Origin of the sequence: Streptomyces fagopyri (assembly GCF_009498275.1) — a bacterium.
Classification (GTDB): Bacteria; Actinomycetota; Actinomycetes; order Streptomycetales; family Streptomycetaceae; genus Streptomyces; species Streptomyces fagopyri.
The window spans coordinates 7,840,374-7,858,197 of sequence record NZ_CP045643.1 but is presented as its reverse complement, the minus strand read 5'-3'; the positions used below and the strand labels follow the sequence as shown (position 1 = coordinate 7,858,197).

General features: G+C 73.0%; 17 protein-coding genes. 8 read left to right on the top strand and 9 right to left on the bottom strand.

Annotated features, from left to right (window positions below; genetic code table 11):
• The first annotated feature begins 35 nt into the window (after window positions 1-35).
• From GFH48_RS34075 to GFH48_RS34065, 3 genes are all read left to right on the top strand, one after another.
• The gene (locus tag GFH48_RS34075; RefSeq protein ID WP_153291929.1) at window positions 36-1,055 is read left to right on the top strand and encodes an alcohol dehydrogenase catalytic domain-containing protein; all 1,020 of its coding nucleotides are present in this window, start codon (window positions 36-38) and stop codon (window positions 1,053-1,055) included.
• Between the two features lie 406 nt (window positions 1,056-1,461).
• Complete coding sequence (locus GFH48_RS34070) at window positions 1,462-1,905, top strand: VOC family protein (protein WP_153291928.1); 444 nt, start codon at window positions 1,462-1,464, stop codon at window positions 1,903-1,905.
• Between the two features lie 413 nt (window positions 1,906-2,318).
• A complete protein-coding gene (locus tag GFH48_RS34065) occupies window positions 2,319-3,461 on the top strand; it encodes an acyltransferase family protein (protein ID WP_228121076.1) in 1,143 nt (380 codons plus the stop codon).
• A gap of 60 nt (window positions 3,462-3,521) precedes the next feature.
• Here the strand turns inward: GFH48_RS34065 and GFH48_RS34060 are convergent, their stop codons facing one another.
• Together GFH48_RS34060 and GFH48_RS34055 are read right to left on the bottom strand one after the other, a co-directional pair.
• On the bottom strand, window positions 3,522-4,757 hold the full coding sequence (locus tag GFH48_RS34060; RefSeq protein ID WP_194280749.1) for a YbfB/YjiJ family MFS transporter: 1,236 nt from the start codon (window positions 4,755-4,757) through the stop codon (window positions 3,522-3,524).
• Between the two features lie 176 nt (window positions 4,758-4,933).
• Window positions 4,934-5,767, bottom strand: a complete 834-nt coding sequence (locus GFH48_RS34055; protein ID WP_153291927.1) for an MBL fold metallo-hydrolase — start codon at window positions 5,765-5,767, stop codon at window positions 4,934-4,936.
• A 287-nt stretch (window positions 5,768-6,054) separates the two neighbouring features.
• Between GFH48_RS34055 and GFH48_RS34050 the strand changes: the two genes are divergently transcribed.
• Together GFH48_RS34050 and GFH48_RS34045 are read left to right on the top strand one after the other, a co-directional pair.
• A complete protein-coding gene (locus GFH48_RS34050; protein WP_153291926.1) occupies window positions 6,055-7,086 on the top strand; it encodes a nitronate monooxygenase in 1,032 nt (343 codons plus the stop codon).
• A gap of 167 nt (window positions 7,087-7,253) precedes the next feature.
• A complete protein-coding gene (locus tag GFH48_RS34045) occupies window positions 7,254-7,895 on the top strand; it encodes a mycothiol-dependent nitroreductase Rv2466c family protein (RefSeq protein WP_153291925.1) in 642 nt (213 codons plus the stop codon).
• A gap of 167 nt (window positions 7,896-8,062) precedes the next feature.
• On the opposite strand, the gene GFH48_RS34040 is transcribed toward GFH48_RS34045, so the two are convergent.
• A complete protein-coding gene (locus GFH48_RS34040; protein ID WP_153291924.1) occupies window positions 8,063-8,635 on the bottom strand; it encodes a TetR/AcrR family transcriptional regulator in 573 nt (190 codons plus the stop codon).
• 402 nt (window positions 8,636-9,037) lie between these two features.
• Here GFH48_RS34040 and GFH48_RS34035 point away from each other — a divergent pair, with 402 nt between their 5' ends.
• Window positions 9,038-9,958: a Bax inhibitor-1/YccA family protein gene (locus GFH48_RS34035; RefSeq protein WP_153291923.1), complete on the top strand. Its 921-nt coding sequence runs from the start codon at window positions 9,038-9,040 to the stop codon at window positions 9,956-9,958.
• A 334-nt stretch (window positions 9,959-10,292) separates the two neighbouring features.
• Window positions 10,293-10,856, top strand: coding sequence for a hypothetical protein (locus tag GFH48_RS34030; protein ID WP_153291922.1), 564 nt, complete (start codon window positions 10,293-10,295; stop codon window positions 10,854-10,856).
• Window positions 10,857-11,112: 256 nt separating this feature from the next.
• Here the strand turns inward: GFH48_RS34030 and GFH48_RS34025 are convergent, their stop codons facing one another.
• From GFH48_RS34025 to GFH48_RS34010, 4 genes are all read right to left on the bottom strand, one after another.
• Entirely contained in the window at window positions 11,113-11,553 is a 441-nt protein-coding gene (locus tag GFH48_RS34025; RefSeq protein ID WP_153291921.1) for an OsmC family protein, read from the bottom strand.
• 82 nt (window positions 11,554-11,635) lie between these two features.
• On the bottom strand, window positions 11,636-12,076 hold the full coding sequence (locus tag GFH48_RS34020) for a DUF7144 family membrane protein (protein WP_153291920.1): 441 nt from the start codon (window positions 12,074-12,076) through the stop codon (window positions 11,636-11,638).
• A 64-nt stretch (window positions 12,077-12,140) separates the two neighbouring features.
• Window positions 12,141-12,575, bottom strand: coding sequence for an SHOCT domain-containing protein (locus GFH48_RS34015; protein WP_153291919.1), 435 nt, complete (start codon window positions 12,573-12,575; stop codon window positions 12,141-12,143).
• Between the two features lie 194 nt (window positions 12,576-12,769).
• Window positions 12,770-13,432 (bottom strand): HdeD family acid-resistance protein, encoded by a 663-nt coding sequence (locus tag GFH48_RS34010; protein WP_153291918.1) that lies wholly within the window; start codon window positions 13,430-13,432, stop codon window positions 12,770-12,772.
• A 353-nt stretch (window positions 13,433-13,785) separates the two neighbouring features.
• On the opposite strand from GFH48_RS34010, the gene GFH48_RS39505 reads away from it, so the two are divergent.
• Entirely contained in the window at window positions 13,786-14,433 is a 648-nt protein-coding gene (locus tag GFH48_RS39505) for a potassium channel family protein (RefSeq protein ID WP_322747010.1), read from the top strand.
• 120 nt (window positions 14,434-14,553) lie between these two features.
• Here the strand turns inward: GFH48_RS39505 and GFH48_RS34000 are convergent, their stop codons facing one another.
• Both GFH48_RS34000 and GFH48_RS33995 read right to left on the bottom strand, forming a co-directional pair.
• Window positions 14,554-14,751, bottom strand: a complete 198-nt coding sequence (locus GFH48_RS34000; protein WP_153291916.1) for a hypothetical protein — start codon at window positions 14,749-14,751, stop codon at window positions 14,554-14,556.
• A gap of 229 nt (window positions 14,752-14,980) precedes the next feature.
• Window positions 14,981-17,707: a LuxR C-terminal-related transcriptional regulator gene (locus GFH48_RS33995; protein ID WP_153291915.1), complete on the bottom strand. Its 2,727-nt coding sequence runs from the start codon at window positions 17,705-17,707 to the stop codon at window positions 14,981-14,983.
• Window positions 17,708-17,824: the final 117 nt, after the last annotated feature.

The following is a 17,824-nucleotide window of genomic DNA, read 5'->3' as shown; positions in this document are numbered from 1 at the left end:
GGCTCGGACGGGGCGCCGCACCCCTCAGGAGAAACGTGTCGACGTACCAGGCATTCGAAGTCACCGGAGCACGGCAGTTCGCATGGACCACCCGTGAACTCGTCGCGCCCCGCCCGGGCCACGTACGCATCAAGGTGGAGAGCTGCGGTGTGTGCCACTCCGACGTGCTCGCCGTCGAAGGACTCAGGGCCGATCCGTCGCGGCCCGTAGTCCCGGGTCACGAGGTCGTCGGCACCATCGACGCCGTGGGCGAGGGAGTGCGGGCGTGGCAGGTCGGCGAGCGGGTGGGCGTCGGTTTCCTGGCCGGTCACTGCGGTGAGTGCGACCCGTGCCGGCGCGGCGACTTCGTCAACTGCGCCGACCAGGAGCAGACGGGGACGACCGTCGACGGCGGATACGCCGAGGTGATGTACGCCAGGTCCAACGCGCTGGCCCGGATCCCGGAGGGCATCTCGCCGGCCGAGGCGGCTCCCCTGCTGTGCGCCGGCCTGACGAGCCTCAGCGCCCTGCGGCAGCTGGACAACCGGCCCGGGTCGCTCGTGGCCGTACAGGGCATCGGAGGTCTCGGACATCTCGCGGTGCAGTACGCGGCCCGGCTCGGACACCGGGTCGTGGCGATCGCCCGCGGGACGGAGAAGGCGTCGCTGGCGGCCTCCCTCGGCGCGGACGAGTACATCGACAGCGCCGCCGAGCACCCCGGCGAGGCGCTGGCGCGGCTGGGCGGCGCCGACGGCATCGTCGCGACGGCGGCCAGCGGCGGTTCGATGACCCCCCTTCTCACCGGGCTCGCCCCGCGCGGCCGCATGATCGTGGTGGGGGTCGGCACCGACCCGATATCGGTCTCCACACCGGACCTCGTGCTCAGCACGCGGACCATCACCGGGAGCCTGACGGGAACACCGATCGAGAACGAGGACAACCTGGCCTTCAGCGTGCGGCACGGGGTCCTTCCGCTGATCGAGCGGATGCCCCTGGCCGACGCGCCGAAGGCCTACGAGCACATGATGTCCGGCGAGGCGCGGTTCCGCGTCGTGCTCGATGCCGTACGGGCCTGACCGCGCCCCCTCGAAGCCGCGGCCCGCGCCTCCGGCCGCCGGAAGCACGCCTCACCACCCTGGACGACGAGCGCCGTGCCGTCCCCGACGACACCCTCACGGCCCGCGTCGCCGGTTCGACCGGTGACGCGGGCCGTGCGAGGGGCGGTGCCGCGCGAGCACGGGCCGTGGACCGGCCGCCCCGCGTCAGGGCGCCCGTCAGAACCACCCGGCCCGGCGGCCTGGGCCCGTCCGCGCCGCGGGCCCGCGCCCCGCACGGGTTGCGATCCGCCACCCCCGGCCCAACCGTGGACGTGGAGGAGAGTGCCGAAGCGCTCGGGGACATGAGCGGTGGCCACCGCGACGGGCCGACTCCGGCCGGCGTCGATCGTCGGCAGCGGACGCCTACGGACAGGAGCAAGCCATCATGGACATGAAACTCGAGGTCGTGGTGGTGCCGGTCGCCGACGTCGACCGGGCCAGAGCCTTCTACGAGAAGCTCGGATGGCGGCTCGACGCCGACTTCACCGACGGGGAGGACTTCCGGGTGGTGCAGTTCACGCCGCCCGGCTCGCCCTGTTCGATCATCTTCGGCACCAGGATCAGCGCGGCCACGCCCGGCTCCTCGGAGGGCCTGCACCTCGTCGTCCCCGACATCGAGGCGGCCCGCGCCGAGCTCGCGGACCGTGGCGTCGAGGTGAGCGAGGTGTTCCACGACGCGGGCGGAGTGTTCCACCGCGCCGGAACCGAGGGCCGGGTCACGGGCCCGGATCCGGAACGCCGGAGCTACTCCTCGTTCCTGTCGTTCAGCGATCCGGACGGCAACGGGTGGGTGCTCCAGGAGATCACGACGCGACTTCCGGGGCGGTGACCGAAGTCCCGGCGACCTCGGACCGGGCCACCGGGACTCCCACGGCATCCGGGGGTCCCGGTCCCCTCGGATCCCCGTACGGCACGGAACGTCACGCGCTCTCCCCCGTGCCTCCGACCCTTTGAACGCTCCGGCCGTGCGCGACGTACCAGTCACCACGGGTAGCCCTGCGCTGCCCGGATACGGAAGGCCGAGTCGGTACGCGGGCGCCCGCCTCGGAGCATCGCGCGCGGATCACCGTGGCGGTGACCACGTGCCACGAGCAGGGAACCCGGGGAGAGGGCCGAACGATTTCATCAGGATCGAGCCGACCAGCCAGCACTGATCTCCACCTGCTCTCCCCCGAGAGGAAAGAGCCGCCCTCCCCCGACGGGAAAAGGGAGGAGGCCGACGCGGCGCCCGGCCGCGCCCAGGTGCCGGGCCTCGACGGAATCCGCGGCCTGGCCGCGTTGTACGTCGTCCTCTTTCACTGCTGGCTGCTGACCTTCCCGGGTTTCCCCCGCGACTCGGGCCCCTCCTGGCTCGGCTGGTTGATGTACGGACGTCTCGCCGTCGTCCTCTTTCTGGCACTGTCCGGTTTCTCCCTGGCCATCTCGGCAGCGCGCAAAGGATGGCGGCTGGGAAGCCTCTCCGGGTTCCTCCGTCGGCGCGCCTGGCGCATCCTGCCTCCCTACTGGGCGGCACTGGTGTTCAGCCTGGTGGTCGCCCGGGCGGTGGTGCCCGCGTCGCACTTCGGACCACCGACCGGCGGATCGATCCTGGTCTACGGTCTCGTGGCCCAGGACATGTACACGGCCCCGACACCGAACGGGGCGTTCTGGTCGATCGGCGTGGAGGCGGAGCTCTATCTCGTCTTCCCGCTTCTCCTGCTGATCCGCAGACGCCTCGGGGCGGTGGTCCTGCTCGGGGGCGTCACTCTCCTGGTCGTCGCGCGCGGGCTGACGGCGAACGGCGCGTTGCCGGTGGAAGGCCCGAACGGGCTGACCCCGAATCTCGCTCCCGTGTTCGTCGCCGGCCTGGTCGGCGCGGGAGTGGTGGTCGCGTCGGAGAGGGTCCGGAGTCTGCCCTGGCACTGGCTGGCCGCCCTGGCCGCTCTGCCGGTCCTGGCCCTCGTAGTCGCCAAGGGGTCGGTCTGGACCGTGGCCCACTACTTCTGGGTGGACCTCGCGGTGGTCCCCGCCATGACGCTGCTCCTGGTGGCGGTCTCCACGGGGAAGCCCCGAGCACTCACCAAGCTCCTCAGTACGCGCCCGGTGCGCAGCCTCGGCAACTTCTCGTACAGCCTGTACCTCATCCATCTGCCGATCGTCATGGTCGTCGTTCGCAAGGTCGCCCCGCATTACGTGTCACCGGGACTGCCCACGTTCTGGTTCACCCTCGCGCTGGGACTGCCGGCCTCGGTGCTGGGAGCGTGGCTCTTCTCCGAGGTCTTCGAGATGCCCTTCAAGCGCAACCGCTCCTGGAGGTTCATGCTCGCGGAGGGACGTGCTCGCTGGAACGCGACCCGTCCGGGTCTCCGCCGGCCGGTTCGCCCCGGACGGCCTGAGGAGAACTGAGAGCCGGCGGACACACCGGGCGCGCGCCGGGCCCGCGAAGTCGGGACCGCGAAGTCGGGGCTACGCAGTCGGGTGGGCGCGTCGTTCGCCGGCCGGCTCGTCGGCCATGCGGTGGGGGAATCCGATCCGGAGGACGACCGCGGCGAGAGCGGCGACGAGGACGACGGCCGCGGCCAGGATCAAGGCCTGGTGGTAACCGTGGTGGAGCAGGGGCGTGACGGCCAGCGGCCCGATGATCTGACCGACGGAGTATCCCGCGGTCAGCAGGGCCACCGAGCGGGGGAACCGCAGATGGGCCCCGGTGGCCAGCGCGATGGTACCGATCCCGAGGAACGTCGCGCCGAACAGGAACGCGGAGATCAGCGCCGCCGCCACTCCACCGACCAGAGCGGGCAGCGCGATACCGGCGGCCTGGATCACGAGCGCGGCGAACAGCAGGTCCGGGCGGGACCAGCGGCGCCCCAGCCAGGCCCACAGGGCCGAGGAGGGCACGGCCGCCAGGCCGACCAGCACCCAGGCGCCGCTGCCGATCCAGCCCGGGGACGCCTGGTCGATCGCGGCGACCAGGAAGGTTCCGGCCACGATGTAGCCGACACCCTCCAGGGTGTAGCCGACGAACAGCGCGGTGAACCAGCGGTGCGTGCGCGCCGACCGCGCCGGAGTGACGGCCCCGGGGTCCGTGACCTCGGCGGGCGGCAGTTCGACCCGCAGGTTCCACGACAGGGCGGTGAAGACCACCGCGAGGCCGGCGGAACCCCACCACGCGGCCTGCCAGTCGGCGACCGAGCGCAGGGCGAGGACCAGCAGACCGGACAGGGCGATCCCCGCGCCGACGCCGCCGAAGGCCCAGCCGGGCAGGTGCGCGGGGTGGTCGCGCAGGTGACTGAGCAGGGAACTGACGGCGATGACGAACACGAGGGCGCTGGCCACGCCGGCCGTCAGTCGCAGGGCGATCCACACGGCGGTGCTGTGGGTGAGGGGCATCGCCGCCAGCGTGCCGGTCAGCACGATCAGGGAGCCGCGCAGGACCTGGGGTGAACGCACCAGCGCGGGGCGCAGGATGCCGACGAGCGCGCCCAGCAGATAGCCGACGTAGTTCGCGGTGGCGAGGTTCGCGCCGCCCCCGGCGGACAGACCCGCCTGAGCGTGCATCAGGGGAAGGATCGGTGTGTAGACGAAGCGCCCGACGCCCATGCCGACCGCCAGGGCCGCCGCCGCCTGACCGACGTGGACCCAGGGAGAGGCGAGCAGGCCCTCCGACCGGTCCGCGGAGCGTCGCGGGAGGGTTGCGCTCATGAAGAAGTCCCGGGGACCGTGGTGGTGGTCGGTTCGACCAGGAACTCTCGCATGATGTCTTCTCCGTCGGATGTGTGCGCGGGGTGCGGGCCGGAGCACCACCGGGCCGGTCGGGTCCGTCCGGGCCGGGTCGCGCCGTGGCGCGTCGGGTGCGGGAGGGCGGTCGGCCGCCCAGGTCAGAGGGTGGCGGGCGTGCCTGGGGCCAGCAGGAGCAGCCGGTCCAGGAGGCCGTGCCGGGCGACCGCCTCGCGCTGGGTGCCGGGTGCCGTCGCGCAGTGCTCCCAGGCCTCGGGGCGGACCGGAATGACCGTGCGTGCGCCGAGGATCTCGGCGGCACGGGCCGCTCGCAGGGCGACGGGCATCGGCAGAGGGTCCGACGGGACGTGGCGGGCGTCCCCCAGCAAGGCCAGCTCGACGGGCCCGAAGCGGTCGGCGACCTCGCTCGCGATGTCCAACGACGGCGCGTCGTCTCCGCTGACGTAGATCGTCGGAACGTCCGGCCCGGTCAGTACGAAGCCGATCACAGGTCCGGCACCGGGGCCGCGCTCGCGCTCGTCCCCCGCGCGTCCCTGCCGGCCGCCGTCACGGGCCGCGGTCGCGGTGACCTTGAGGCAACCGCCGTCCGGCCGGGCCAGCGTCAGGTGGTACCAGGGCCGCAGGCCGACGGCGGTGCCGCCGAGGCGGTCCGCGGTACAGGTCGTGGTGAACGTCACCGGGACCGTCGCGAGCAGGCGCTCACCGGCGGCGCCGAGGCTGTCGGCGTACCGGCCGTGCGACAGGAGTACGGCGTGGAGCGGGCCCATCGCCTCGACGTCAGCCGCGGAACAGCGGGGCCCGGCCGCCGTGCGGGTGCCGTCGGCGGCCCGGCCGGGAGGCTCGAAGGCGGGGTCGGTGAGCAGCCGCAGCCCCCCGATCTCGATGAGCGCGGTCGGTCCGCCGAGCAGCCGCACCGTGACCGGCCGCCGGCCTTCGGCGGCTGCCGCACCGGTGGCGTGCTGTCGGGTGTCCATGTCCTCATCGTGCGGCGGCGGCCGGGGCGTACGCCACGACCGGCTTCCTCCCCGGTGGTAGACGCGGGCTCCCAACGGGTGCGGGCGGGATTCGTCGGTATCCGTACGCGATCCGCACGGACGTACCCGCGGGTGGCACCGCCACCACCACCGCCGCCGCTGCGAGGCCACACCTACCAGGAGGGAGGAAGCCGGTCGTGGCGTCGACCCCGTCGGCGGACGCACGGTGGACACGTGGAGGTCCGCCGCACCCCGGTGCCCGGCGTCAGGAAGAAGGACACAGCACCATGAACAGTCTGCTCGACGCCCTCGGCGTCACGACGCCGGTTCTGGCCGCGCCCATGGCGGGTGGTGCCACGACCACCGCGCTGGTCGCGGCCGCGGCCCGCGCCGGAGGTCTCGGCTTCGTCCCGGCCGGTTACGCCTCCGCGCGGACGCTGGCCGAGCGCGTCGCCGCGGCGCGCGCCGAGCGGGTCCCGTTCGGCGTCAACGTGTTCGCGCCGAATCCGCTGCCGGTGGACCGCGCCGCGTTCGACCGCTACGCCACGCTCGTCCAGGCGACGGCCGACCGGCACCACGTCGACCTGAGCGGGCAGGTCCCGGTCGAGGACGACGACGCCTTCGCCGAGAAGGTCGGTCTGCTCGCCGAGGACCCCGTGCCGGTGGTCAGCTTCACGTTCGGGATCCCCGGACGGGCCGTGGTGGCCAGGCTGCGCGCGGCGGGAAGCCTGGTGGCCCAGACGGTCACCGGGGTGGCGGAGGCACGCGCCGCGGCCGAAGCCGGTGTGGACGTCCTCGTGGTGCAGGCCGCGGCGGCGGGCGGCCACTCCGGCACCCTGACACCGAGGCTGTCGCCGCCCGACGTACCGGTGACCGACCTGATCGCCATGGTCCGCCACGCCGTCGGTCTGCCGTTGATCGCCGCGGGCGGCCTCGGCACGCCCGAGGACGTCGCGCTCGTCATGGCCGCCGGCGCCCAGGCCGCCATGGTCGGTACGGTCCTCCTGCGCACCGAGGAGAGCGGGGCCTCCGCTGTCCACCAGGCCGCTCTCGCCGACCCCGCTGGCCGAGGCACCGTGCTGACCCGGGCCTTCACCGGCCGCCCGGCCCGTGCACTGCGCAACCGCTTCACCGACCTGTACGGCGACCACGCACCGTACGGGTATCCGGCGCTGCATCACCTCACCGGCCCGCTCCGCAAGCAGGCCGCCGCGGCGGGCGACGCCGGCACGCTGCACCTGTGGGCGGGCACCGGCCACCGCCGGGCACGTCGCGAAGGGGCCGGGCAGACCTTGACCCGCCTGGCCGCGGCGCTGTGACGCGGTCGCCCCCACCTGCCACCGTCCGATCGGAAGTCACTCCGCCGACTCCGAGGCCTCGGCCGGCTCAGTCACCTCAACCGCCTTCCCAGCCGGCTTTTCTCCGCCGACCGTCGACCGCCGACCAGGCCCTCGACCCGCCCCCACCCCAGCGTTTGGAACCTCTCATGAACGACGACTCCCTCTCCCGCACTCCCGTCGACTTCTGGTTCGACCCGGTGTGCCCCTGGACCTGGCTGACCTCCCGCTGGCTGCTGGAGGTGCGCGAGGCCCGGCCCGTCACCGTCAACTGGCACGTCATGAGCCTGGCCGTCCTCAACGAGGGCCGCCTCGACGAACTGCCCGAGCACAACCGGGTCCTGATGGGCCAGGCATGGGCACCGGTACGAGTCCTGATCGCCGCCGCCCGGGACCACGGCCCCGCCGTACTGGAGCCCCTCTACACCGCCCTCGGAACCCGCTTCCATCTGCGGGCGGAGCCGAGGACGCGCCCGACCGTCGAGGCCGCGCTGCGCGACGCCGGACTGCCCGTGAGCCTCGCCGACGCGGGTGACACCGACGCCTACGACCTGGAGCTGCGCGCCTCCCACCGCGAGGCCATCGACCTCGTCGGGTCCGACGTGGGCAGCCCCGTCATCGCGGTCCCCGGAGCCGGCACGGACAAGGTCGCGTTCTTCGGTCCCGTCGTCACCCCGGCGCCTCGGGGCGAGGAGGCCGCGCGGCTGTGGGACGCGACGCTGACCGTCGCCTCCACACCCGGCTTCTACGAGATCAAGCGGACCAGGACGGTCGGCCCGCTGTTCGACTAGACAGCTGCATCCGGCGTGCCGGCAGCCGGCCTGACGAGACGGCCGTTCCCGGATCGTCCGCCGGAACGGCCGAGGCCGCGCGCCGGGTACCGCGCGCCGGGTACCGCGCGTCGGGTACCGCGCGCCGGAACGACCGAGGCCACACGCCGGACGCCGGGCGCCGCACGTCAGCGCAGGACCACTTCGAAGACCATGCTGAAGAACGTGTCGAAAGCGGCGGCGGACTTGGTGGCGCGGGCCTCGATCAGGGTTCCCTCCCAGGTGTTGACGAGGAAGCGAGCCGTGGAGTCCGGGTCGAGGTCCGCCCGTACCGCGCCGTCGCGGCGGGCCTCCGTCAGCGCCACCGCGAGCGCGCCGCTCCATGTCTGAAGGCTGTCCGCGACCGCCGAGCGGATCTCCTCGCTGTGGTCGACCACGCCCGTGGCGAAGTTGCCGAACATGCAGCCCCGCGTGAAGTCCCGGTCGACGGTCTCGTCCCGCAGGAACTCGAAGTGCCGGCGGATCCTCTCCAGCGGGGGCGACGTGGTGTCGGCGAGCATGTCCAGGCGCCGCTCGGCCCCGAAGAGCCTCAGGGCCTCGATGGCACACTCCTCCTTGCTGGAGAAGTGGTTGTAGAACGACCCCTTCGGCGCTCCGGCGGCGTCCGCGATCTCCTTGATGCCGGTCCCGTGGAAGCCGCGGGCGTGGAACGTCTCCATGGCGGACACCAGCAGGTCTTCACGCTTGGACGGCTTGGGCACGGCGCCACACCTCTTCTGTCCTGCGGGCTCCCCGGGGACGCCCGGGCAGTCAATACGACCGGACGCTTTATCTGGAGAGTACACCTCGGACGGGATTCCGATCCGCGACGCCGTGACCGCCGTACCGCGTCAGAAGACCTGCGCGAAGCACCCGACCGAAATGACGACCACGGCCGCGATCGCCGTCAGGCCCTTGAGAATCCTCGACGCCTTCATGGGGCACCTCCTTCCGTTCTCCCACCCCGGCCACCGGGGCGGCCCCGCACTTCGCGACCGTCACCGGTTCGCCTGGTGAGCATGCTTGCCGTTCGCCGCGTCACCTGTCAAGGTGGTGACGAATCACGGTTCGACGGTTCGGTGCGACCACGGCGAAGCCGCGCGGTGCGGCTGCGGAGGAGTGACATGAAGAGCAGCAATCCGGTCTTCGCCCGACGGGGGTTCGCGCGCGACGGCGGCCGGGCCGCGCGAGGCTCCCGGCACCCGCAGGCTGTCGGCGCGTCGGTCGGGTCCCCGGCCGGCGCCGAGGCGTACGGGCCCCACACGGTGAACCCGTACGCCGAGGACGGCCCCCGAGGCCCGCGGGTGTCGAAGGACGCTCCGCCACAGGACCGTTCCCAGGCCGCACCGATCGACGGCGCGATGACGATCGACGACGTAGTGGCGCGTTCGGCCCTGACACTCGGCACGGTCGCGCTCACCGCGGTGCTCTCCTGGGTCCTGCTGCCCGTCCACGACGCGGGCACCGGCCGGTCGTACGGCATAGCGGCGGGCGCGGCCCTGGTCGCGTTCGCCCTCTCGCTCGTCCAGTCCTTCAGACGCGAGCCGTCACCTGCCCTGATCCTGGCGTACGCGGCGTTCGAGGGCGTGTTCCTCGGCGTGATCTCCCACACGACCTCGGAGTACGTCGCACCCGGCGCGGTCGTCCAGGCGGTCCTGGGCACCCTGACGGTCTTCGCCGGCGTACTGATCGCCTACAGGTTGCGCTGGATCCGCGTCACCCACCGCTTCCACGGCTTCGTCCTGGCCTCCGCCACCGGCTTCCTGCTCCTGATGGTGGTCGACCTGTGCGCTTCCGCGTTCGGCGGCGGCGGTGGCCTCGGCTTCGACAGCGGGGCCCTCGGCATCCTCTTCGGCGCCGTCGGCATCCTCCTCGGTGCCTGCTTCCTGGCGCTGGACTTCAGGCAGGTCGAGGACGGCATCGCGTACGGCGCCCCCAGGAAGGAGTCGTGGCTCGCGGCGTTCGGGCTCACGGTGACCTTGGTGTGGATCTACCTGGAGGCACTGCGCGTGCTGTCGATCCTGATCCAGCAGAACGACGACTGATCCCACCCCGCGGCCCGAGAGCCCCTCCGCTCACGGCATCCGCGACACCGGGCGACTCGGCGGCCCGGCCACTCGGCGCCCCGTGACCCGGGGACCCGGCACCCCCGGGGACCCGGCTCCTCGGCGACTGCGGGAACCGGCGACCCGGCAACCCGTGGCAACCCGTCGCTCGGGCCCGGCCGGGAACGGTCACCCGGCCGTACGGGAGCCTCGTACATGTGCGCGCAGCCCCCGTGGAGGTCCGGCGCCCGGCCGGCCGGACGCCCTGGCACGGCCACGACCGGCGTGACAGGGTCAGCGGTGATCGTGCAAGTCCGAGGGTGAAGGGGAGTCCGTGGAGACCCAGATGTGGAACGCGCTGGCCGACTCGATGAAGGGGGCGTACGCGGCGGGGCTGGCCGAAGGCGCCGTGCCGCGGCCGGTCATCATGCCCCTGGTGCGGGGCCGGCTGGTCGGGCTGATCTGGGTCCGTCCGACCAAGTCCGGCGAGGACGCGCTCACCGGTATCGCGCAGCTGTCGAACATCGCGGCGGCGGCCGGCGCGGACGAGGTCGTCCTCGCCTGGGAGACCCACGACGTCGCCACCGCGTGCGAGCTGCCCCTCAGCGGCCCGGCCCCCTGCCTGAACATGGTCCACGCCACTCGGGACGGCCATGTGCTGCACCAGTTCCCCTACGAGGAACGGGTCTTGGCGCCCGGCCCCGAAGGCGTGACCTCGATCGATCCCGACTGGCTGGCCTCCCCCGCGCCGCAGCCCGGCGGCGCGCTCGTGCCCCCCGTCCAGGCCGCGGTCGACTTCTCCTTCGTCCCGATGGAGATGGACCATCCCAACCCGTTCGGTGTCACGGTGGTCCTCATGGAGGAGGACGGCTACAAGGTGCGCCTGACCGACGCGTGATCCGCACCCCATCGAGCCGGCCGTGCCGCGTGACCGGGTCCGCGCGGTCACCGTCGCGGTGACCGTCCAGGAGCCAGGGCACGTCGCTCGTGCCGCCCCCGGCCGTTGACCGCTGAGCCGCCGACCGCAGTCGCAGTCGCAGTCGCAGTCGCAGTCGCAGTCGAACCTCCCGTGCGGGTGCGGTGACCGCGACGCAAGGGACGAGCGTGCGTGCGTAGGACTCGACGCGGTCAGACGTCCGCGACGCTCGACGCGGTCAGACGTCCGCGACCGTCGTGGTGACCGGGGTGCCGATCTCGACCGTGCGGCTGACCGTGCAGAGCCGCTCGTGGGAGGTCCTGACCGCCCTCGGGAGAATCGTCCGGGCGCGGTCGCCGGGGCCGCCGTCGGGGAACGCGACGGTGAAGGTGACCGTGAGGCCGGTCATCCGGTTGCCGAGCCCGTCACTGATCTTGTCGCCCGTCACCTCGACGGTGAACTCGGTGGGCTCCGCGTGGCGGGCGGTGGCGACATCGACATCGGCCGCGGTGCATCCTCCGATCGCGGCGAGCAGCAACTCGACCGGGGTGAAACCGGTCCCGTCCTCGGGGTCGGACCCGGTGCCGAAGCTGATCGTGCCGCCGCGCACGTTCGTCGCGGTGAAGTGGCCGGTACGCGTCCGCTCGATGCTGACGGAACGCAGGCTGTCGTCGGTCATGCCGTCGACAGTAGTGTCGGGTGCCGCCGATTCCCGTGAGGAGGGTCGGCCCGCGTCCTCGCAGGGGATCCCGCCCCGTCCTTCACCCGTCGCGGGGCACGTCGTACGACGACTCCGGCCGTGCCACGCACAGTGCCCAGATGATCAGCGCGGAGAAGGCCATCATCACGACCGACCAGACCGGGTAGTACGGCAGGGACAGGAAGTTGGCGACGATGATGAGCCCGGCGATGACGACGCCGAGGACCCGCGCCCAGAACGCCGCCTGGAACAGTCCGAGACTGACGACCACGGCGACCGCGCCCAGGACGAGGTGGATCCAGCCCCAGCCGGTGAGGTCGAAGCGGAAGACGTAGCTCGGGGTCGAGACGAAGACGTCGTCCTCGGCGATCGCCATGACGCCCCGGAAGAGGTCGAGCAGCCCGGCGATCATGAGCATCACGCCCGCGAAGACCGTCAGGCCACCGGCCCATTGCTGCCTCGTCGAGCGCGTGTGTCCGTGCCCGGTGTGTGTCGCGGCCATCGTGTTCCCTCGTCTCCTGAAGCCGGGTCGTTCGGTGACGTCCGGTGGATGTGCCGCCGGTGTCTCAGCGGCCCGACGGGTGGCCGCTCAGGACCAGTTCCTTCGCCCTGCGGAACTCCTCGTCCGTGATGTCGCCGCGGGCCCGGATCTCGGACAGTCTGGCGAGTTCGTCGACGCTGCCGGACCGCGATGCGCCGGCCGCGGTCTCCCGGATGTAGGAGTCGAAGGACTCCTGCTGCGCGCGTGCCTGCTTGATCTCCCGCGCGCCCATGTTCCTGCCGCGCGCGATCACGTAGACGAGGACGCCCAGGAACGGCAGCACGATGACGAACACCAGCCAGCCCGCCTTGGCCCATCCGCCCAGCGTGTCGTCACGGAAGATGTCCACGATGACCCGGAAGAGCAGGACGAACCACATGATCCACAGGAAGAACCAGAGCATCGTCCAGAAGATGCTCAGCAGCGGATAGTCGTACGCGAGGTACATCGGCTCGCTCATGTCTCACTCCCTCCCGGGCATGCGCCCGGCAGTCGTTGCCGTCCCCAGCATGCGCACGGCCCGGACCGGGCGGCCTCACCCGAGGCGGGTGATCGGGGGCGCGTACTCGGAGCGGCGCGGCGCCCAGCTGCTCGTACTCGGAGCAGCACGGCGGTCCCCGTGCCCGGAGCGGCGTCGCGCGGCGATGCCCGTGCTCAGAGCGGCGCGGCGATCCCGCCCTGGTGCGCGGCGGCCGCCCTGCGCAGGGCGGCCCTCCAGGCGAACGCGACGCCGAGTTCGACCAGACCGAGCAGCACGAGCCACAGGCCCAGCAGCCGGGTCAGCGCACGGGCCGACTCGGTCGGCAGCGCCAGCACCACGACGCCCGCGACGATGCCGAGCGCGGCGGCGGCCAGCACGACGCCGCGGTGCGGCAGGTCCCGGGTCGCGAGGGCCGTGTAGGCGGTCAGCATGCCGGACACCAGCCAGACGACCCCGACGATCAGCGACAGCGCGGCGATGGTCTGCATCGGGTTGCGCAGACAGAGCACGCCGGCCAGGACGAACAGCAGGGCGAGGAGCAGCCCGGGGAGCCGTTCGCCCTGTTCGCGCCGGGAGAAGGCCGCGACGAAGCGGAAGACGCCGATGACGAGCAGGTACAGCCCGATGAGGACCGCCAGGACGTGCAGGCTCTCGTTCGGCCAGACCAGCACCAGGACCCCCGGCACCAGCGTCGCGACCGCCGAACCCAGGATCCAGGTCCATGAGCCGCCCAGTGCCGCCAGCAGCTCCGCGGGGTCGCCCGCCGGAGTGGGGGCCGGTCCGTCGGGCCGGTGTCCCGGTCCGGTGGGCGGCGCCGAACCACGCGGTACGGTCATGGCTCCTCCTCGCACGTTCGAGCAGGTCACCGCCGGACCGCCGGCAGGCGGGCGCGCGGGGACCCCACCGGCCAGCGTGCCGCGCGCCGGCGTCCGCCGGGTCACCCGCGGCGGGTGATCCCTTCCGGCCGCCAGGGCGATGAGGTGGGGGCTGGACGGGCCGACCGCCCGGCTCCCGGCGAACCCCGACGAAGAGACACGCGATGAGCGATCCAGCGGACGACCGGGCCGACCACACCCGGCCGCGGCGGGGCCCGTACCGACGGGGTCCGTACCAGAGGAATCCGTACCGGACCGGTCCGCACCGGCGGTGCCGGCAAGGGCGCGGCACCCGGTGGACGACGGTCGTGGTGATGGGCCGGGCCTTCCTGATCGCGGCCGGGCTCGTCACCGCCTACTACCTGCTGCCCCTCGACAGGTACAGCGCCCGCGGAACGTCGGTGCTGCTGCTGTCCGGCCTGCTCGCGGTGATCCTGGTGTTCGTGTGGGAGGTGCGGACCATCATCCGCTCGCCCTACCCCCGTCTGAAGGCCGTCGAGGCCCTGGCCGCCACGCTGGTGCTGTTTCTGGTGCTCTTCGCCAGCGCCTACTACCTGCTCGACCGCTCGGCCCCGGGCTCGTTCACCGAGCCGCTGTCCAGGACGGACGCCCTGTACTTCACGCTGACCACGTTCAGCACCGTCGGTTTCGGCGACATCGCCGCCCGCTCCGAGACAGGACGGGTGATGACGATGCTGCAGATGGCCGGAGGGCTGGTCCTCGTGGGCTTCGCCGCGCGCGTGCTGGCGAGCGCGGTCCAGGCGGGGTTGCGGCGCAGGGGGCCCATCCAGCCGGAGACGGACGCCGGAGAAGTCGGTGACGCCGTCCTCTCCGAAGACGGCAGGGTCGTCGAATGCGCCGAGGAGTCCGCGGACTCCGGGCACTCCGAAGCGGGGCCGGAGCGGCGGACGAGCCCGAGGCCGGAACCGGGATCGCAGTCAAGGCCGGAACCGGGGCCGTAGACGGGGCCGGAACCGGGGCCGTAGACGGTTCACCGGGCGGGAGCTTCGGACAAGCGCCGAGCCGGCGACCACGGCCCGGTCACCGGAGCGGTGCGCAGGGCCACAGCCCCGCCGGCGGCGTCACTCCGGGAGTTGGCGCATCTCCAGGACGCGCAGTCCCAGCGACTGGCAGCGCGCCAGCAGACCGTACAGATGGGCCTCGTCGAGCACCGGCCCGAACAGGACGGTCTGACCGGACATCACCACGTGCTCCATGTCCGGGAAGGCCTGGGCCAGCGTCTCCGACATGTGTCCGTCGACACGGATCTCGTAGCGCATCAGCTGCTCTCCCGCGGGCGGTCCGGGGCGGACGGACGACGCCCTACCCGTGATCCTCCGCCCCCGCGTGCCGCCCGCCCTCACCCTCAGCAGGTGACCCGCCGTCCGGCCCGCCGTCCACCGTGGTCCTGGCACCGGCATCACACCGGCCACGCCACTGCACCCGCATCACACAGATCACCTCACCGCACCGGCATCACACCGGCCACGGCACCGGTGTCGCCGCGGGTCACAGCAGCCGCAGCTCGCGCGCGCGGCGCACCGCTTCGTTGCGCCGGTTCACCGCGAGCTTCCGGTAGACGCTCTTGAGATGGGTCTTGACCGTGTTCACGGACACGTAGAGGTCGGCCGCGATCTCCTCCGTGGACATCATCTCGGCCAGCCGCCGCAGGACGTCGAGTTCGCGCCCGCTCAGCTCCTCCACGACGAGCGCCGGAGACAGCGACGGAAGCCCGCCGGGATCGCCCCCCTGCTCCCGGGCCGGACCGGCCTGGAGCCAGCCCGCGGCCAGCGCCCGGAGCGGCGCCTCGCCCAGCGGGCGCCTGATCCAGGGGCCCGCGTCGAGAAAGGGCCGCCGCAGTCGCTCGCGGCGGGCCTCGACGAGCGCCCGGGCGACCAGCCCGCGGGCCGTGACGGGGTCCCCGGCCTCTTCGGCGGCCTGCGCCCGTACCAGCGTGGCCCGCACGGTCAGGGCCGGACCGCACCGGCCGTCCAGGTGGAGACGGTCCAGCATGCCGATCGCCTCGCCGCGGTGGCCCGCCGCGAGCTGGACACGCGCGGCCCGCACCACGCAGGCCGTCTGGTCGTCCGGCACCCGGCGCAGCGCCTCGGCGGCTCGCTCCGTACGCCCCTCGGTCAGATGGACGGCGGCGGCGACCAGCGCCGCGTGACCGTTCGCCCACGGTGAGGCCACGGCGGCGGGGATCACGGCGGACGCCGCCGTCAGCGCCGCTCCCGTCCTCCCGCGGGCCAGCAGCAGACCCGCCGCCGCGATGGACCGGGCCGCCGCCGTCACCGGGTCCCGCGGCATCCGCCCGGCGTCGGCCCTCTCGTCGAGGAGGGCTTGGGCCCGGTCGAGCTCGTCGCGGTCGACGGCCACGGCCGCCAGCACCAGCCGCGCGAGACCGGAGCCGGACGACCGGTGCGGACCGAGGCGCTCCGTTCCGGTCGTCGCCGCCAGGGCCCGGCTCTCCGCCCGGTCGAGCCAGCCGTCCAGGTAGTCCAGCAGGGCCAGGTGCGCCAGGGATTCCTCTCGGGGCAGTCCGGTCGCCTCCTCGCCGCACGAGTCGGCCACCGTGGACAGGGCGGCGCGCGCGTCGTCGAAGCGTCCCGCCCACAGAAGTGCCGAACCCAGATGCGTCAGGAGCAGGGTGGAGACCTCGGGATGCCGCTCCAGGAGGTGGGCGGGGACCGTCTGCCGCAGCTCCTCTGCGGCGGACGCCGCCGCCTCCGCGTCGTCCGGGGAGCCGGCCAGCCGGGCCGCCAGGGCCTCCAGCAGGGCGCGGCCGAGCCGGGCAGGACCGGGACCGGGCTCCCCGTTCCCGGCCGGACCCTCCTGTGCCAGGTCTTCGCGGGCCAGGCCCTGCCGGGCGTTTCGCAGGTGGGCCAGGCCTCGGTCGAGGTCGTACCGGGAGAGGTCGCGGGCCGCGCGGACGAGGTCCGTCGCCGGGCTCGTGACCTCGGGATCCATACCGGAGAACAGTTCGGTCAGGTCCTCGCAGCGCAGGCCGGTGAAGAGCTGTCCGATGGCCAGGTCGTCGACCAGGGCACCGGCGGTGAACTCCCAGTCGCCCGCCGCGGCACCGTGCGCGAGTGTCTCCGGGAGGGAGCCGGACCGCCGCAGCCAGTGCGCGGCACGCCGGTGGAGTTCGGGTTCGAGTCCGGGTGAGCGGACCCGGAGATGGGCGCGGAGGATCTCCCCGAACAACGGGTGGAGGCGGTACCAGGAATGTCCGAGGCTCTCGACGAACGCGTTCTCCCGATGCAGTCCGGCCAGGATGGGTTCGGCGTCGGTGCGCTCCGTCAGCGCGTTCGCCAGTTCCGGGCAGAAGCGCTCCAGGACGCAGACGCGCAGCAGGAGGTCCTGGGTCTCGGGCGTGCGCCGCTTCAGCACCTCGGCCAGGAGGTAGTCGGCGACCGTGCTCCGCCCTGCCTCGAACTCCTTCAGATAGGTCTCCGGGTCCGGGGTCTCCCGCGCGGCCAGGGCGCACAGGCGCAGGCCGGCCGCCCATCCCCGGGTGCGGTCCACGAGCGCGCGCACGCCGGGCGCGGGCAGGTGCAGACCGTGTGTGGCCAGGAGGGCGGACGCCTCGTCGGGGGTGAAGGCGAGCTCCGCGTCCCGTATCTCCGTCAGGTCCCCGGCCGCGCGGTAGCGGTGCAGCGGCAGCAGCGGTTCGGTGCGGGTGACGAGGACCAGCCGCAGACCCGGTCCGGCGTGGTGGAGCACGAACTCCAGTTGCTCGGCGATCTCGGGCGCCGTCACCCGGTCGTACTCGTCCAGTACGACGATGGCGGGGTGGTCACGGCCGCTCAGTCCCGCGGCCAGGCGGGCCGGCAGTTCGCGGTCCACCCCGTGCGCGTCCGCGGGACGGCGGATCTCGCGGGGTACGGGTACTCCGGAGGCGTCCAGGGCCTGGAGGAGGTACGCCCAGAACATCCCGGGGCCCTGGCCGGCCGCGTCGGTGGTGAGCCAGGTGACCGGCCGACCCAGGCCGGCGGCCCAGTCGGCGACCAGCAGGGTCTTGCCCGCCCCGGCAGCGCCGTTGACCATCGTCAGGGGTGTCAGGAGAGCCTGGTCGAGGTGCTCGGTCAGCCGCTCCCGGCGCAGGAAGGTGGCGGGCCTGGTGGGCAGGGCGAACCGCGTGCGCAGAAAGGGGTCTCCCAGGGGATCGACGTGCGCCGGGGCCGGTCCCGTACCGTTCTCGTCGTCGAGGGCAGCCACGGCGCTCACCACCACTTTCCGTCAGGTCCCGGGCAGCGTCCCCTCCCTCATGTCCCTCACGATCCCAGCTTTTCCGCGGGTGCGCGGTTCGGGCGCGGCCCGGCGGTCCCTTCGTGGGACCGACCCGACGCC

Bases quoted from the DNA above. Each gene is read 5' to 3' on its own strand.
- GFH48_RS34050 (WP_153291926.1), top strand. From the start codon at position 6,055: ATGAACAGTCTGCTCGACGCCCTCGGCGTCACGACGCCGGTTCTGGCC.
- GFH48_RS39505 (WP_322747010.1), top strand. From the start codon at position 13,786: ATGGGCCGGGCCTTCCTGATCGCGGCCGGGCTCGTCACCGCCTACTAC.
- GFH48_RS34020 (WP_153291920.1), bottom strand. From the start codon at position 12,076: ATGGCCGCGACACACACCGGGCACGGACACACGCGCTCGACGAGGCAG.
- GFH48_RS34060 (WP_194280749.1), bottom strand. From the start codon at position 4,757: ATGAGCGCAACCCTCCCGCGACGCTCCGCGGACCGGTCGGAGGGCCTG.
- GFH48_RS34015 (WP_153291919.1), bottom strand. From the start codon at position 12,575: ATGAGCGAGCCGATGTACCTCGCGTACGACTATCCGCTGCTGAGCATC.
- GFH48_RS34035 (WP_153291923.1), top strand. From the start codon at position 9,038: ATGAAGAGCAGCAATCCGGTCTTCGCCCGACGGGGGTTCGCGCGCGAC.
- GFH48_RS34010 (WP_153291918.1), bottom strand. From the start codon at position 13,432: ATGACCGTACCGCGTGGTTCGGCGCCGCCCACCGGACCGGGACACCGG.
- GFH48_RS34025 (WP_153291921.1), bottom strand. From the start codon at position 11,553: ATGACCGACGACAGCCTGCGTTCCGTCAGCATCGAGCGGACGCGTACC.
- GFH48_RS34045 (WP_153291925.1), top strand. From the start codon at position 7,254: ATGAACGACGACTCCCTCTCCCGCACTCCCGTCGACTTCTGGTTCGAC.
- GFH48_RS34000 (WP_153291916.1), bottom strand. From the start codon at position 14,751: ATGCGCTACGAGATCCGTGTCGACGGACACATGTCGGAGACGCTGGCC.
- GFH48_RS34070 (WP_153291928.1), top strand. From the start codon at position 1,462: ATGGACATGAAACTCGAGGTCGTGGTGGTGCCGGTCGCCGACGTCGAC.
- GFH48_RS34055 (WP_153291927.1), bottom strand. From the start codon at position 5,767: ATGGACACCCGACAGCACGCCACCGGTGCGGCAGCCGCCGAAGGCCGG.